At 70.6% G+C, this 16626-nt stretch carries 14 protein-coding genes; all 14 read left to right on the top strand.

Annotated features, from left to right (window positions below):
- Positions 1–8 precede the first annotated feature (8 nt).
- Entirely contained in the window at positions 9–1400 is a 1392-nt protein-coding gene (gene lysA, locus P3G67_RS09160) for a diaminopimelate decarboxylase (protein ID WP_276092975.1), read from the top strand.
- 124 nt (positions 1401–1524) lie between these two features.
- A complete protein-coding gene (locus P3G67_RS09155; protein WP_269853208.1) occupies positions 1525–2871 on the top strand; it encodes a homoserine dehydrogenase in 1347 nt (448 codons plus the stop codon).
- 6 nt (positions 2872–2877) lie between these two features.
- Entirely contained in the window at positions 2878–3969 is a 1092-nt protein-coding gene (thrC, locus tag P3G67_RS09150; protein ID WP_276092974.1) for a threonine synthase, read from the top strand.
- 395 nt (positions 3970–4364) lie between these two features.
- On the top strand, positions 4365–5315 hold the full coding sequence (gene thrB / locus P3G67_RS09145) for a homoserine kinase (protein WP_269853206.1): 951 nt from the start codon (positions 4365–4367) through the stop codon (positions 5313–5315).
- 507 nt (positions 5316–5822) lie between these two features.
- Positions 5823–7787 carry a transcription termination factor Rho gene (gene rho, locus P3G67_RS09140; protein ID WP_276092973.1) on the top strand — a complete coding sequence of 655 codons (1965 nt, stop codon included), beginning with the start codon at positions 5823–5825 and terminating at the stop codon, positions 7785–7787.
- Between the two features lie 236 nt (positions 7788–8023).
- Complete coding sequence (locus tag P3G67_RS09135) at positions 8024–9115, top strand: LCP family protein (RefSeq protein WP_276092972.1); 1092 nt, start codon at positions 8024–8026, stop codon at positions 9113–9115.
- A 165-nt stretch (positions 9116–9280) separates the two neighbouring features.
- On the top strand, positions 9281–9505 hold the full coding sequence (gene rpmE, locus P3G67_RS09130; RefSeq protein ID WP_269853203.1) for a 50S ribosomal protein L31: 225 nt from the start codon (positions 9281–9283) through the stop codon (positions 9503–9505).
- A 99-nt stretch (positions 9506–9604) separates the two neighbouring features.
- On the top strand, positions 9605–10675 hold the full coding sequence (gene prfA / locus P3G67_RS09125) for a peptide chain release factor 1 (RefSeq protein ID WP_276092971.1): 1071 nt from the start codon (positions 9605–9607) through the stop codon (positions 10673–10675).
- Between the two features lie 39 nt (positions 10676–10714).
- Positions 10715–11560, top strand: a complete 846-nt coding sequence (gene prmC / locus P3G67_RS09120; RefSeq protein ID WP_269853201.1) for a peptide chain release factor N(5)-glutamine methyltransferase — start codon at positions 10715–10717, stop codon at positions 11558–11560.
- A gap of 141 nt (positions 11561–11701) precedes the next feature.
- Positions 11702–12349, top strand: a complete 648-nt coding sequence (locus tag P3G67_RS09115; RefSeq protein WP_269853200.1) for an L-threonylcarbamoyladenylate synthase — start codon at positions 11702–11704, stop codon at positions 12347–12349.
- Positions 12350–12392: 43 nt separating this feature from the next.
- Positions 12393–13034: an arsenate reductase/protein-tyrosine-phosphatase family protein gene (locus P3G67_RS09110; protein ID WP_391858228.1), complete on the top strand. Its 642-nt coding sequence runs from the start codon at positions 12393–12395 to the stop codon at positions 13032–13034.
- Positions 13035–13132: 98 nt separating this feature from the next.
- The gene (locus tag P3G67_RS09105; RefSeq protein WP_276092970.1) at positions 13133–14428 is read left to right on the top strand and encodes a serine hydroxymethyltransferase; all 1296 of its coding nucleotides are present in this window, start codon (positions 13133–13135) and stop codon (positions 14426–14428) included.
- Positions 14429–14545: 117 nt separating this feature from the next.
- Positions 14546–15889 (top strand): MraY family glycosyltransferase, encoded by a 1344-nt coding sequence (locus P3G67_RS09100; RefSeq protein WP_269853197.1) that lies wholly within the window; start codon positions 14546–14548, stop codon positions 15887–15889.
- 269 nt (positions 15890–16158) lie between these two features.
- Positions 16159–16569 (top strand): hypothetical protein, encoded by a 411-nt coding sequence (locus P3G67_RS09095; RefSeq protein ID WP_269853196.1) that lies wholly within the window; start codon positions 16159–16161, stop codon positions 16567–16569.
- Positions 16570–16626: the final 57 nt, after the last annotated feature.

The following is a 16626-nucleotide window of genomic DNA, read 5'->3' as shown; positions in this document are numbered from 1 at the left end:
AGAGCACCATGTCTCGTTCCGCACACCCCGCTGGGCCCCGCTACGCCGACGTTCTGCCCGAGGGCCACTACACCGCGCCGCCCACCGACCTCAACGCGCTCGACCCGAAGGTCTGGTCCCGTACCGTCACCCGCAACGCCGACGGCGCGGTCGAGGTGGGCGGGATCGATGTCCGGTCGCTGGCCGCGGAGTTCGGCACTCCGGCGTACGTTCTCGACGAGGACGACTTCCGGGGCCGCTGCCGCGCCTGGCGGGAGGCGTTCGGCCCGGACGCCGACGTCTTCTACGCGGGCAAGGCCTTCCTCTCCCGCGCGGTGGTGCGCTGGCTGCACGAGGAGGGGCTCAACCTCGACGTCTGCTCCGAGGGGGAGTTGGCCACCGCGCTGTCGGCCGGTATGCCCGCCGAGCGGATCGCGCTGCACGGCAACAACAAGAGCGTCCGGGAGATCGAGCGGGCGGTCGAGGCGGGCGTCGGGCGGATAGTGCTCGACTCGTTCCAGGAGATCGTCCGGGTCGCCGGGATCGCCGAGCGGCTCGGCAAGCGGCAGCGGGTGCAGATCCGGGTGACCGTCGGCGTCGAGGCGCACACCCACGAGTTCATCGCCACCGCCCACGAGGACCAGAAGTTCGGCGTGGCGCTGGCCGACGGCCAGGCTGCCGAGGCGGTGCGCCGGACGCTGATGCTGGACAGCCTCGAACTCATCGGCATCCACTCGCACATCGGATCGCAGATCTTCGACACCTCGGGGTTCGAGGTGGCCGCGCACCGCGTGGTCGGGCTGCTGAAGCAGGTGCGGGACGAGCACGGTGTGGAGCTGCCGGAGATCGACCTCGGCGGCGGTCTGGGCATCGCCTACACCTCGGAGGACGACCCGCGCGAGCCGCACGAGATCGCCAAGGCGCTGGCCGAGATCGTCACCCGGGAGTGCGCGGCGGCCGGGCTTTCCGTGCCGCGGCTGTCGGTTGAGCCCGGCCGGGCGATCGTCGGCCCGACGGCGTTCACGCTGTACGAGGTCGGCACCATCAAGCCGCTGGAGGGTCTGCGTACCTACGTCAGCGTTGACGGCGGTATGTCGGACAACATCCGCACCGCGCTCTACGACGCCGAGTACAGCGTGGCGTTGGTCTCCCGTTCCTCCGACGCGGCGCCGATGCTCACCCGGGTGGTCGGAAAGCACTGTGAGTCCGGTGACATCGTGGTGCGGGACGCGTTCTTGCCCTCGGACCTGGCGCCGGGCGATCTGCTGGCGGTGCCCGCCACGGGCGCGTACTGCCGTTCCATGGCCAGCAACTACAACCACGCGCTGCGCCCCCCGGTCGTGGTGGTCAAGGACGGGCAGGCGCGGGTGATCGTGCGGCGGGAGACGGAGGAGGATCTTCTGCGGCTCGATATCGGCTAGCAAGATCTTGGTCTCGGATGCTGGACGGGGGAGGGAATCCTCCGTCCGGTCGGCGAGACTGACAGGACTGGTTGCAGCTTAAACTCAAAAAGTTGTTCAAGGAATTGCTGAGAGACGAGGTCGGATGATGCGTACGCGTCCGCTGAAGGTGGCGCTGCTGGGCTGTGGAGTGGTCGGCTCAGAGGTGGCGCGCATCATGACGACGCACGCGGACGACCTCACGGCCCGGATCGGCGCCCCGGTGGAGCTGGCCGGAATCGCGGTGCGCCGACCGGACCGGGTACGCAAGGGCGTACCCGCCGAGCTGATCACCACCGACGCCACCGCCCTGGTCAAACGCGGCGACATCGACGTGGTGGTGGAGGTCATCGGCGGCATCGAGCCGGTGCGCACCCTGATCACCACCGCGTTCGAGCACGGAGCCAGCGTGGTCTCCGCCAACAAGGCGCTGCTCGCCGCCGACGGCGCCACGCTGCACGCCGCCGCCGTGGAGCACGGCGTGGACCTGTACTACGAGGCCGCGGTGGCCGGTGCCATCCCGCTGATCCGGCCGCTGCGCGAGTCGCTCGCCGGTGACAAGGTCAACCGGGTGCTGGGCATCGTCAACGGCACCACCAACTTCATCCTCGACCGGATGGACAGCACCGGCGCCGGGTACTCCGAGGCGCTGGACGAGGCCACCGCGCTGGGTTACGCGGAGGCCGACCCGACCGCCGACGTCGAGGGGTTCGACGCCGCCGCCAAGGCCGCGATCCTGGCCGGGATCGCCTTCCACACCCGCGTCACCATCGACGACGTGCACCGCGAGGGCCTCACCGAGGTCACCGCCGCCGACATCGCATCGGCCAAGCGGATGGGCTGCACGGTCAAGCTGCTGGCGATCTGCGAGCGCAGCGCGGACGGCAGGTCGGTGACGGCGCGCGTCCACCCGGCGATGATCCCGCTCAGCCACCCGCTGGCCAGCGTCCGCGAGGCGTACAACGCGGTCTTCGTGGAGGCCGACGCGGCCGGGCAGTTGATGTTCTACGGGCCCGGCGCGGGCGGCGCGCCGACCGCCTCCGCGGTCCTCGGCGACCTGGTGGCGGCCTGCCGCAACAAGCTGGCGACCACCACCGGCGTGGGCGAGTCCGCGTACACCCAGCTGCCGGTGAGCCCGATGGGCGAGGTGGTCACGCGCTACCACATCAGCCTGGACGTGGCCGACAAACCCGGCGTACTCGCCCAGGTCGCCACGGTCTTCGCGGAGCACGACGTGTCCATCGACACGGTCCGCCAGCAGGCCAAGGAACGTCACAGCGGCGCCGAAGGCGCCTCGTTCGAGGGCGGCGGGCGAGGGGCGGGCGGCGAGGCGTCGCTCGTCGTCGTCACCCACCGCGCGCCCGACGCCGCCCTGTCGGCGACCGTCGAGGCCCTGCGGAAACTCGACACCGTACGGGGCGTCGCGAGCATCATGCGTGTGGAAGGGGAGTAATCCGAGATGAACGCAGTTGTCGATCGGCCACGAATGTCCGGCACCCACCAGTGGCGCGGCATCATCGAGGAGTACCGGGACCGGCTCCCGGTGACCGCCGAGACTCCCGTGGTCACGCTGCTGGAGGGTGGCACCCCGCTCGTTCCCGCGCAGCTGCTCTCCGACCGCACCGGCTGTGACGTCTACTTGAAGGTCGAGGGGGCCAACCCCACCGGTTCGTTCAAGGACCGCGGCATGACCATGGCCATCTCCAAGGCCAAGGAGGCCGGTGCCCAGGCGGTGATCTGCGCGTCCACCGGCAACACCTCGGCGTCCGCGGCGGCTTACGCGGTACGGGCTGGGATGGTCTGCGCGGTGCTGGTCCCGCAGGGGAAGATCGCGCTCGGCAAGATGGGCCAGGCGCTGGTGCACGGCTCGCGGATCCTCCAGGTCGACGGTAACTTCGACGACTGTCTGGATCTCGCCCGCGGACTGTCCGAGAAGTACCCGGTGGCGCTGGTGAATTCGGTCAACCCGGTGCGCATCGAGGGGCAGAAGACCGCCGCGTTCGAGATCGTGGACGCCCTCGGCGACGCGCCCGACATCCATGTGCTCCCGGTGGGCAACGCGGGCAACATCACCGCCTACTGGAAGGGCTACCGGGAGTACGCGGCCGACGGCATGGCCACCCGTACGCCCCGGATGTGGGGATTCCAGGCGGCCGGTTCCGCGCCGATCGTCACCGGTGCCCCGGTGCGCAACCCGCAGACCATCGCCACCGCGATCCGGATCGGCAACCCCGCCTCCTGGAAGTTCGCGGAGGCGGCCAGGGACGAGTCCGGCGGCCTGATCGAAGCTGTGACGGACCGCCAAATCCTGTCGGCCTACCGGCTGTTGGCCTCGCGTGAGGGCGTCTTCGTGGAACCTGCCTCGGCCGCCTCGGTGGCCGGTCTGCTCAAGGCCGCGGAGGAGGGCAGGGTCGACCCGGGCCAGCGGATCGTCTGCACGGTGACCGGAAACGGCCTGAAGGACCCGGACTGGGCGGTCGCCGGCGCACCGCAGCCGATCACCGTTCCGGTGGACGCCGACGCGGCGGCCGAGCGGCTGGGGTTGGCGTAAGCCTCCTCCCAGGACCGTGGGGGCTTGCCCCGGAGGAAGGCCGCCGCGACGGTGAGCGACCACGATGGTGTGGACCGGCGGTGTCGCGGCATCTGACAGCGGCCGCGATCACCGCGGCCCGTTGAAGGACCGCCCGACCTGCGGGGAGCGCATGGCACGGCGTGCGACACGCATCGCGCGCCGTGTGTGCGCCCTATGTCGCAGCAGAACCTTCCTTCGATAGGCTGGCACCTATCGGCGCCGTCGTGTGCCGCTCCGGCCCATGCCATTGGCATTGGCCCGTGTCGCCACCGTTCGCCTCCGGGCGACGGACAAGCCCTCGCGTTGCCATCGGCCGATGACGCCAAGGCCCCGAGGCAGCACTGCACTTGCCACACAAGGAGACTCTTCGACCGATGGCCGGTCCAGCCTTCCGCGCAGCCGCCGTCCGAGTGCGCACCCCCGCGACCAGCGCCAACCTCGGACCGGGCTTCGACGCCCTCGGTCTGGCCCTGGGACTGTACGACGACGTCGTGGTCCGGGTCGCCGACTGCGGGCTGCACGTCGACATCGCGGGGGAAGGCGCCGACACCCTCAGCCGCGACGAGCGGCACCTGGTCGTACGGTCCCTGCGTACCACCTTCGACCTGCTCGGCGGACAGCCGCGGGGCCTTGAGGTGGTGTGCGCCAACCGCATTCCGCACGGCCGCGGCCTGGGCTCGTCGTCCGCCGCCATCTGCGCGGGCATCATGGCCGCCCGCGCGGTGACGATAGGCGGGCCCGAGCGGCTGGACGACACGGCGATGCTGGAACTGGCCACGGAGATCGAGGGCCACCCGGACAACGTGGCGGCCTGTCTGCTCGGCGGATTCACTCTGGCCTGGACCGAGTCCGGGGCGGCCAGAGCGATCCGGATGGACCCGGCGCCGTCCGTCGTCCCGGTGGTCTTCGTACCGGCCAAGCCGGTGCTCACCGAGACCGCGCGGGGACTGCTGCCGCGCACCGTTCCGCACGTGGACGCGGCGGTCAACGCCGGGCGCGCCGCGCTGCTGGTGGAGGCGCTGACCCGGCGCCCGGAACTGCTGCTGGCGGCCACCGAGGACCGGCTGCACCAGGAGTACCGGGAACCGGCGATGCCGGAGAGCGTCGCGCTGGTCAACCGGTTGCGCGCGGATGGCGTACCGGCCGTCATCTCCGGTGCCGGGCCCACCGTACTGGCACTGGCGGAGGACGCTACGGCGGACAAGGTGGCCGCGGTGGCCGGAGCGGGCTGGGCGGCCAACCGGCTGACGATGGATGCTTCGGGGGCCTGTGTGCTCCCGTTGGCCAGTGCGGGTACGGACGCCTCGGGAGCGGCCGTCCAATGACCCGGGGGACGAGGCGGGGGTTTGAGCCAATGGGCGACAAGGGAAGAACTGCGCGCGGCAGCACCGCGCCCCGTACCCGCCGCACCGGCGGTACGACCGGCACAGTCCCGAAGCACGATTGCCGGGCGCGGAGAGGGGGAATATTTGTTGGATCAGGTAGTGTTAACCTCAAGTCTGCACTCGACGGACCATGCATGTGTATGGTGCCGCGGTGCTGTGTGTCCCGTATCGGGGTGTTCCGTCGCGGGATCGCCATTCTTCCGGGAGCCTCCCACACTGCCTGAGCAGCCTGCCTTTGCAGTGCCGAGCACGCTCCGGAGTTAGGTGCGAAGGATCGGCCATCTTCGTGTGACCTCGTCGCACCGAAACCACCACGCAGTTATTTCTCCCGCCATCAGGCGGACCACCGCCCCGGATCCGGGCACCGCAACGAAAGCCCGGAATCCGGACAGCACAACCGGTCGCCGAGCCGATCAGGCCGACGCCCGCTCCAGGGAAGGACCCTTCGTGAGCGACACCACCGATCTGATGCGCGCAGACAGCGCTGCCGCCGCATCCGATGCCGCCGCGCCTGCCAGCGGTACCGCCACCAGGCGTCGCCGGTCTGGCACCGGCCTTGAGGGCATGGTCCTCGCTGAGCTCCAGCAGGTGGCCTCGGCACTCGGAATCAAGGGCACCGCGCGGATGCGCAAGGGCCAGTTGATCGAGGTCATCAAGGAGCGGCAGGCGGGCGGCGGCTCGACCGCCGCCGCGCCCGCCGCCGAGAAGCCCAAGCGCCGCACCACCTCGCGGACGCGCACCGGTGAGGCCGCCGCCGAGCCCAAGGCCGCGCCCGCCGAGGGCCAGCAGCAGATCGACATTCCGGGCCAGCCCGCCGGTGAGAAGCCCGCCGCCGAGCGCCGCGGCCGCCGTACCGCCGCCGACAAGGCCGTCGCCGAGAAGGCCGAGCCGAAGGCCGCCGAGCAGTCCGCCGCCACGGCCACCGCCACCGTCGAGCCCAAGGCCGCGCCCGCCGAGCAGGGCAAGGGCGAGGCCGCCGAACAGGGCCAGGGCGACCGCGAGGGCCGCCGGGACCGCCAGAAGGGCGACCGCCAGGAGCGCGGCGAGCGCGGTGACCGCGAGGGCCGCCGGGACCGCCAGCGGGACCGCCGCCGGGGCGAGGAGGGCGCCGCCGGTCAGGGCGACCGCCAGGAGCGCCAGGACCGCCAGGACCGCCAGGGTCAGGGCGACGACGACTTCGAGGGCGGCCGCCGTGGTCGCCGGGGCCGGTACCGCGACCGTCGCGGCCGCCGGGGCCGGGACGAATTCGCGGGCGAGCCGCAGCTGGCCGAGGACGACGTGCTGATCCCGGTCGCCGGCATCCTCGACATCCTGGACAACTACGCGTTCATCCGCACCTCCGGCTACCTGCCGGGCCCGAACGACGTGTACGTCTCGCTGGCCCAGGTCCGCAAGAACGGCCTGCGCAAGGGCGACCACGTCACCGGTGCGGTGCGGCAGCCGAAGGACGGCGAGCGGCGGGAGAAGTTCAACGCCCTCGTCCGGCTCGACTCCGTGAACGGCATGGCGCCCGAAACCGGCCGGGGGCGGCCGGAGTTCGGCAAGCTCACCCCGCTGTACCCGCAGGAGCGGCTGCGGCTGGAGAACGAGCCGAACCAGCTGACCCCGCGGATCATCGACCTGGTCGCGCCGATCGGCAAGGGCCAGCGCGGTCTGATCGTGGCCCCGCCGAAGACCGGCAAGACCATGATCATGCAGGCGATCGCCAACGCGATCACCCACAACAACCCCGAGTGCCACCTGATGGTCGTCCTGGTCGACGAGCGTCCGGAAGAGGTCACCGACATGCAGCGGTCGGTCAAGGGCGAGGTCATCTCCTCGACCTTCGACCGCCCGGCCGAGGACCACACCACGGTCGCGGAGCTGGCCATCGAGCGTGCCAAGCGCCTGGTGGAGCTGGGCCACGACGTGGTCGTGCTGCTGGACTCCATCACCCGTCTGGGCCGGGCGTACAACCTGGCCGCGCCCGCCTCCGGCCGCATCCTGTCCGGTGGTGTGGACTCCACCGCGCTGTACCCGCCGAAGAAGTTCTTCGGTGCCGCGCGCAACATCGAGGACGGCGGTTCGCTGACCATCCTGGCCACCGCGCTGGTCGAGACCGGTTCGCGGATGGACGAGGTGATCTTCGAGGAGTTCAAGGGCACCGGAAACATGGAGCTGCGGCTGGACCGCAAGCTCGCCGACAAGCGGATCTTCCCCGCGGTGGACGTCGACCCGTCCGGCACCCGCAAGGAGGAGATCCTGCTGGCGCCGGAGGAGCTCAGCATCGTGTGGAAGCTGCGCCGGGTGCTGCACGCGCTGGACTCGCAGCAGGCGATCGAGCTGCTGCTGGACAAGATGAAGCAGACCAAGTCCAACGCCGAGTTCCTGATGCAGATCGCCAAGACGACGCCGGGCAACGGCGGCGACTGACAGGCGAGTTGTGCCGCCGGGGCCGCCCCCCTCACTTCGGTGACGGGGGCGGCCCCTTTTCCTCTGCCCTCCTTCTGCCCTCGCTGTGTGCCGGTGCAAGGCAGGCATACGAGACGTTCGCCACTTCAGGGACTGGAACTGGCGCGGAGCGAGCAGACGTCTGACACCCCGGAATGGTCCGTTACGACGGCATTCGCGTGGCGATTGGGGGTAGCCGGAGGAAGAAGCGAGGACAGATGAACGACAAGCCGACGACCGGCCGCATACTGCGCGGCCCGGGCCGTCGCCGCAAGCCGCGCCGCAGGGCGCTGCGGATCACCGCCTGGGCGCTCGCCGGGGCCGTGGTCCTCGGCGGCGTGGGCCTCGGGTACGCCTACCTCAGGCTGAACGGCAACATCACCGGCGTCGACATCAACGCCCAGCTGGGCAAGGACCGCCCGAAGAACATCGACAACGGCTCGATGGACATCCTCGTGCTCGGCTCCGACTCACGGGCCGGCAAGAACGGCCAGTACGGCCGGGACGAGGGCGGTGCCCGGTCCGACACCGCGATGATCGTCCACCTGTACAACGGCCACCGCAAGGCCACGGTGGTGAGCATTCCGCGGGACACCCTCGTCCACCGCCCGGCCTGCACCAAGTCCGACGGGACCACGGTGCCCGCCTCGCCCAGCGACATGTTCAACGACGCGTACTCGGTCGGCGGTCCGGCCTGCGCGGTCAAGACGGTCGAGTCGATGACCGGGATCCGCATGGACCACTACATCGAGGTGGACTTCACCGGCTTCAAGAACCTGATCAACGCGATGGGCGGGGTGCCGGTCACCACCACCAAGCCGATCAACGACAAGGACAGCCACCTCGACCTGCCGGCCGGCACCCACAACCTCGACGGCGAGCAGGCGCTGGGCCTGGTCCGCACCCGGCACGGTGTGGGGGACGGCAGCGACCTGGGCCGCATCCAGCTGCAGCAGGCGTTCGTCAAGGCGCTGCTGGGCCAGGCGCACAGCGTGGGGCTGCTGACCAACCCGGCCAAGCTGTACGACACCGCGGACACCGCGACCAAGGCGCTCACCACCGACTCCGAGCTGGCGTCGGTCAACGCGCTGGTGGGCTTCGCGTCGAGCCTGAAGGACATCGGGTCCGGCGATCTGGACATGGTGACCATGCCGGTCCAGTACGACCAGACCGACCCGAACCGGGTCGTCCCCATGGACGGCAAGTCCGAACTCGTCTGGTCGGCGCTCCGGGCGGACCGCCCGGTCCCGGCGCAGGCCAAGCAGGGCTCCGCCGGGGACGAGGCACTGGCGCGCGGCTGGGTGAAGTAGGCGTTTCGTCCGGTGCCCCGCTCCCGGATCCCGGCCGGGAATAGGTGGTCCGGGCTCCCGGTTTTGGGAGTACGGGCCAGTGCTGGCAGACTGGTACGTCGGCCCCGGTTCACGTCCCGCAATCCCGCGGTGCGACCCGGTGCCCTCCCGAACCTAGGAGATCCCTTGAAGCGCGAGATTCACCCGGAGTACGTCGAGACCCAGGTCAGCTGCACCTGTGGCGCGTCGTTCACCACCCGTAGCACCGTCGCCGACGGCACCATCCGTGCCGACGTGTGCTCCGAGTGCCACCCCTTCTACACCGGCAAGCAGAAGATCCTCGACACCGGCGGTCGCGTCGCCCGCTTCGAGGCCCGCTTCGGCAAGAACGCCGGTTCCGCCAAGAAGTAGCGGGTCCGTACGCCGGTCCTCGGTCGCCCCTGCTCGGGGGCGGCCGGACCGGCTTTTTGGCGTTCGTCCCCAATCCCGTACGTAACAAGGGAACCGAAGATGTTCGAGGCGGTCGAGGAACTGATCGGCGAGCACGCCGACCTCGAGAAGCGGCTTGCCGACCCGGCGGTCCACGCCGACCAGGCCGAGGCGCGCAGGCTCAACAAGCGTTACGCCGAGCTGACCCCCATAGTCGGCACGTACCGGGAGTGGAAGCAGGCGGGCGACGACATCGAGACCGCCCGTGAACTCGGCCAGGCCGACCCGGAGTTCGCCGCTGAGGTCAAGCAGTTGGAGCAGCACCGCGAGGGGCTCACCGACCGGCTGCGACTGCTGCTGGTGCCGCGTGACCCCAGCGACGACAAGGACGTGATCCTTGAGGTCAAGGCGGGCGAGGGCGGCGAGGAGTCCGCGCTGTTCGCCGGAGACCTGCTGCGGATGTACCTGCGGTACGCCGAGCGGGTCGGCTGGAAGACCGAGATCCTGGACTCCAACGAGTCCGACCTCGGCGGCTACAAGGACGTACAGGTCGCGGTCAAGGCCAGGGGCAACAGCGAGCCCGGCCAGGGCGTCTGGGCCCGGCTGAAGTACGAGGGCGGGGTGCACCGGGTACAGCGGGTGCCCGCCACCGAGTCCCAGGGCCGGATCCACACCTCGGCCGCGGGCGTGCTGGTCACCCCGGAGGCCGAGGAGGTCGAGGTGGAGATCAGCACCAACGACCTGCGTATCGACGTCTACCGCTCGTCGGGCCCCGGCGGCCAGTCGGTGAACACCACCGACTCCGCGGTGCGCATCACCCACCTGCCCACCGGCATCGTGGTCTCCTGCCAGAACGAGAAGAGCCAGCTCCAGAACAAGGAGCAGGCGATGCGCATCCTGCGTTCCCGGCTGCTGGCCGCCGCCCAGGAGGAGGCCGAGCGGGAGGCGTCGGACGCGCGCCGCAGCCAGGTCCGCACCGTGGACCGCTCGGAGCGGATCCGGACGTACAACTTCCCCGAGAACCGGATCTCGGACCACCGGGTGGGCTTCAAGGCGTACAACTTGGACCAGGTACTCGACGGGGACCTCGACGCCGTCATCCAGGCGTGCGTCGACGCCGACGCCGCGGCGAAGCTGGCCGCGGCACAGTAAGGCCGCCCAAAACGGCTCACCGAGAAGGACGGATCGCGCGTGAACCTGCTGCTCGCGGAGGTGGCCCAGGCCACCCAGCGGTTGGCCGATGCCGGTGTGCCCTCACCCCGTTTCGACGCGGAGGAACTGGCCGCGTACGTGCACGGGGTCAAGCGCGGTGAGCTGCACAACGTCGCCGACGCCGACTTCGACGCCCGGTACTGGGAGGCGGTCGCCCGGCGGGAGAACCGCGAGCCGCTCCAGCACATCACCGGCCGCGCCTTCTTCCGGTACCTGGAACTCCAGGTCGGGCCAGGGGTGTTCGTGCCCCGGCCGGAGACCGAGTCGGTGGTCGGCTGGGCGATAGACGCGGTACGGGCGATGGACGTCGCCGAGCCGCTCATCGTCGACCTGTGCACCGGCTCCGGCGCGATCGCGCTGGCGCTGGCGCAGGAGGTGCCGCGGTCCCGGGTGCACGCGGTGGAGCTGGACGAGGGCGCGCTGCACTGGACGCGCAAGAACGTCGAGGGCTCCCGGGTGACGCTGCACCAGGGGGACGCGCTGTCCGCGCTGCCCGAGTTGAACGGCCAGTTCGACCTGGTGATCAGCAACCCGCCGTACATCCCGCTGACCGAGTGGGAGTACGTGGCGCCCGAGGCCAGGGACCATGATCCGCAGCTCGCCCTCTTCTCCGGCGAGGACGGTCTGGACACCATCCGCGGCCTGGAGCGCACCGCGCACCGGCTGCTGCGGCCCGGCGGTGTCGTGGTGGTGGAACACGCCGACACCCAGGGCCACCAGGTCCCCTGGATCTTCAACGAGGAGACCGGCTGGGCCGACGCGGCCGACCACCGCGACCTGAACAACCGCCCGAGATTCACGACCGCCCGTAAGGCGACGCCATGACCACGCTGGATCACCCCGCCCTCGAAGGCCGGGGTTCCGGGGGTTGTCCTCCGGAAGATCGCAGTACCACCGCCCGCAGGGCGACGTCGTGAACCCGGAACCCCCGTACAACCCCCAGGTCCATCAGATGGAGGACAGCTAATGGCTCGGCGTTACGACTGCTCCGACGCGTCCGACCGCGCCACCGGGCTGCGTGAGGCCGCCTCGGCGGTGCGCCGCGGTGAGCTCGTGGTGCTGCCCACCGACACCGTGTACGGCATCGGCGCGGACGCCTTCAACGGCGAGGCGGTCGGCGACCTGCTGCAGGCCAAGGGCCGGGGCCGCAACATGCCCTCGCCGGTGCTGGTCGGCTCCCCGAACACGCTGCACGGCCTGGTCACCGACTTCTCCGAGCTGGCGTGGGAGCTGGTGGACGCGTTCTGGCCGGGTGCGCTGACCCTGGTCGCCCGCCACCAGCCGTCGCTCCAGTGGGACCTCGGTGACACCCGTGGCACGGTCGCGATCCGGATGCCGCTGCACCCGGTCGCCATCGAACTGCTCACCGAGACCGGGCCGATGGCCGTCTCCAGCGCCAACCTGACCGGACAGCCGTCCCCGCAGACCTGCGATGCCGCCCAGAACATGCTCGGCGACTCGGTCTCCGTCTACCTCGACGGCGGCCCGACCCCGGACGCCGTGCCGTCCTCGATCGTGGACGTCACCGGCAAGGTACCGGTGCTGCTGCGGGCCGGTGCGCTCAGCGCCGCGCAGCTGCGCGAGGTCGTACCCGAGCTGGAGGAGTCGGCGTGAGCGGCACCAGCAGCTGTTACCGCGGCGGGGCGGACCCATGGTGCTGACCCGCCCTGACGAGCGGGGCATAACGGGCGGCACTGACGCGGAGGACCGTTTCCGCGTGCTGTACGTGTGCACCGGAAGCGTCTGCCGGTCGCCGATGGCCGAGCGGCTGACCCGGCTGGAGCTCGACCGCAGGCTGGGCGACGGCGCGTCCCAGATCGCGCTGCGCAGCGCGGGCACCTGGGGCCATGTCGGCGCGCCCATGGAGACGCACGCGGCCACCGTGCTGAGCGAGTACGGCGCGGACCCGGACGGCTTCCGCGGCCGGGAACTCGTCGACGACCACGTCATCGAGGCCGACCTGGTGCTCACCGCCACCCGCGACCACCGCGCCCAGGTGGTGTCCATGGGCCACGCGGCGGGCCTGCGCACCTTCACGCTCAAGGAGTTCACCCGGCTGGTCCGGGCGATAGACCCGGCGACGCTGCCGGACGGCTGCGTGATCGACCGCGCCCGCGCGCTGGTCCGCGCGGCGGCGGCGCTGCGCGGCTGGCTCCAGGCGCCCAACGCGGAGGACGACGAGGTCTACGACCCGTACGGCGCGCCGGTCACCGTCTTCCGCCACATCGGCGCGGAGATCCACTCCGCCCTGGACCCGGTCGTGACGGCCCTCACCGGCGTCCCGTCACGGGTGAGCTGAGGGCCGTCGGGGATCGGGGCCCGCTCCGCGGAAAATCCCCGCAGCCCGGACCTAACGGTCAAGGCGCGCCACCGCGGTGGCGCGCCTATCGTGGATCCATGGCGGTTGCCGGCACCAGCCCCGAGACGGACGCCCACACGGCGCCGTACGCCGCCGCGCACGCAGCGGACTTCGACGTACTGCGCCGCCAGGACCCGGAGCTGGCGGGCGTCCTGCTCGCCGAGTACGAGCGCCAGACCGCCGGACTCCAGCTGATCGCCGCCGAGAACTTCGCCTCACCCGCGGTGCTCGCGGTACTCGGCTCCCCGCTCGCCAACAAGTACGCCGAGGGCTACCCGGGCCACCGCCACCACGGCGGCTGCGAACTGGTGGACCTCGCCGAGCGGATGGCCATCGAACGGGCCTGTGCGCTGTTCGGCTGCGCGCACGCCAATGTCCAGCCCTACTCCGGCTCCTCGGCCGTACTGGCGGCGTACGCGGCCCTTCTGGTGCCCGGTGACGCCGTACTGGCGATGTCGCTGCCGCACGGCGGCCACCTCACGCACGGCAGCCCGGCGAACTTCTCCGGCCGGTGGTTCGACTTCACCGGGTACGGGGTGGACCCCGGAACCGGGCTGATCGACTACCGGCAGCTGCGCGACCTGGCGCACGCCCGCCGTCCCAAGGCGATCGTGGCGGGCTCCACCTCGTACCCCCGGCACATCGACTACGCGGCGTTCCGGGAGATCGCCGACGAGGTGGGCGCCTACCTGATCGTGGACGCCGCGCACACCCTGGGCCTGGTGGCGGGCGGCGCCGCGCCCAGCCCGGTTCCGTACGCCGACGTGGTGTGCGCCACCACGCACAAGACGCTGCGCGGCCCGCGCGGCGGCATCATCCTGTGCGGCTCGGAGCTGGCCGACCGCGTCGACCGCGCGGTCTTCCCGTTCACCCAGGGCGGCCCGCAGATGCACACCGTGGCGGCCACCGCGGTCGCCCTCGGCGAGGCCGCCACGCCCGCCTTCGCGGGCTACGCGCACCAGGTGGTCGCCAACGCCCAGGTGCTCGCGGCGGCGCTCGGCGCGCAGGAGCTGATCCCGCAGACCGGCGGCACCGACACCCACCTGATCACCGTCGACGTCTCCGCGCTCGGGCTGACCGGCCTGGTAGCCCGTGGGCGGTGCGCGGCGGCCCGGATCTCGCTGGACAAGTGTGCCCTGCCGTCCGACCCGGCCCCGGCCGGTTCGGTCTCCGGGATACGGCTGGGCACAGCGGCGGTGACCACCCAGGGCATGCGCGAGTCCGAGATGGAACGGATCGCGAAACTGCTGGGGCGGGCGCTGCGCGGAGAGGAGGGAGTGGCGGGGGAGGCCGCCGAACTGGCTGCCGCGTTCCCGCCGTACACCCGGTTGTGATGCGACAGCCGATCACCACTGTGATCAATGTGAAGACGCTGTGGAACCGTTCGGGGTTCCTGTGTGTCCTCATCTTTGTTCACGCTCCCGGCTCGGAGGCGAATAAGGTGTGACGCTGTGCGCGAATACCTCCTGACACTCTGCGTCGCAGCGGCGGTCACGTATCTGCTGACCGGGCCGGTGCGGAAGTTCGCCATTGCCGCGGGCGCGATGCCGGAGATCCGGGCACGTGACGTGCACCGGGAGCCGACGCCGCGGCTCGGGGGCATCGCGCTGTTCGGCGGGTTGTGCGCGGGGCTGCTGGTGGCGTCGTCGCTGCCCAATCTCGGCGATGTGTTCAACCTCTCCAACGAGCCGCGCGCACTGCTGTCGGGCGCCGGGCTGATCTGGCTGCTCGGTGTGCTGGACGACAAGTGGGGCGTGGACGCGCTGATCAAGCTCGGCGGCCAGATGATCGCCGCGGGCGTGATGGTGATGCAGGGGCTGACGATCCTCTACCTGCCGGTGCCCGGCATCGGCCCGGTGTCGCTCAGCCCGATGCAGTCCACGCTGCTGACGGTGGCGCTGGTCGTCATCACCATCAACGCCGTCAACTTCGTTGACGGGCTTGATGGTTTGGCCGCGGGCATGGTGGGCATCGCGGCGATCGCGTTCTTCATGTACGCCTACCGGCTGTGGTTCGGGTACGGGGTGGAGAACGCCGCTCCGGCGACCCTGTTCAGTGCCATCCTCATCGGCATCTGCATGGGCTTCCTGCCGCACAACATCCATCCGGCGCGGATCTTCATGGGGGACTCGGGCTCCATGCTGATCGGCCTGGTGATGGCCGCCTCCGCGATCTCGATCACCGGCCAGGTGGACCCGGACGTGATCACCAGCAACGCGGGTTCGGTGCGCGAGGCGGTGCACGCGATGGTGCCGGTGTACATCCCGCTGCTGCTGCCGCTGACGCTGATCGCCATCCCGGCCGCCGACCTGGTGCTGGCGATCGTGCGGCGCACCTGGAACGGCCAGTCGCCGTTCGCCGCCGACCGCGGGCATCTGCACCACCGGCTGCTGGAGATCGGGCACTCGCACAGCCGGGCGGTGCTGATCATGTACTTCTGGTCGGCGCTGATCGCGTTCGGCACGGTGGCGTTCTCGGCGCGTTCGTCCAGCCTGTGGATCGTGCTGGTGGTCGTCGCGCTGAGCGCGGTCGGCCTGGTCGTGCTGCTGCTGCCGCGGTTCAAGCCGCGGGCCCCGCGTTGGGCGGAGTCCTTCGTCCCGCCGCGCTACCGCAGCAGCCGGCGGCAGGCGGCGCGGGCCGCGAAGGCCGCGGCGCTGGCCGCCGAGGCGGAGGCCGAGCTGGCGCTCGCCGAGCCGGCCGCGACCGGGCAGCCCGTGCCCGGACTGCACGGCTCGACCGCGATCGGCGACCGTTCGCGGCTGCCGGATCGCCGCCGGGTCAGCAGCGCGCGCTGAAATCCACCCGACAGAACTACCTGTTTTCGCCACATAGCAGGCGCGAAAGCCGCTGTCAGCCGTAGGCGCTCATCTGTCACCCGTAGGTGTGATTGTGAGCACACGATGTAGGTAAAGACCTCATCAAATAGTTTGTGATACGGTTCACGAAACAGGGACGACGGCCGAAAGACCCCACCGAGATGGTCTTCCGGCCGGAAGAATGCCTTCCGCCCGGTTGTACGATCGCCCCAATTCCCGCCCCCGACTCCAACTTCGGAGCCGCCCCCATGCAGTCCAACGACGCCCGGATCCTGCGGAGCGCCGCGATTCCCACGTTCGCCGTGGGGGTGGTCGCGGTGGTTCTCAGCACCGTCCTCGCCGGAGGCAAAGGTGCGATCGGCTCCGTGATCGGAGTAGCCGTGGCCGGGCTGTTCTTCGGTCTGGCCGTGATCGGCCTGAACAAGGCGGCGGAGAAGTTCCCGGAGATGTTCATGGCCGCCGGGCTGGTGATGTACATGACCCAGCTGCTGGCCATGGCCATCCTGATCGCCGTCTTCCAGCGCGTCAGCTTCCTCAGCCCCCGGGCGTTCGCCTTCACCGTGATCGCCGCGACCGTGGTCTGGCTCATCGGGCAGACCCGAGGCCACCTGAAGGCGAAGACCTTCTACGTACAGCCCGTAGCGGAGCGCAAGCCGTGATCTTGGCGAACCGCTTCCGGACGGCTATCCCCCGTTCTTATGTGTTCCTCACGTCCT

It is taken from the genome of Streptomyces silvisoli, from assembly GCF_029269905.1.
Classification (GTDB): Bacteria; Actinomycetota; Actinomycetes; order Streptomycetales; family Streptomycetaceae; genus Streptantibioticus_A; species Streptantibioticus_A silvisoli_A.
The sequence above is the reverse complement of the archived record's forward strand: the minus strand, read 5'-3'. Positions and strand labels throughout refer to the sequence as shown.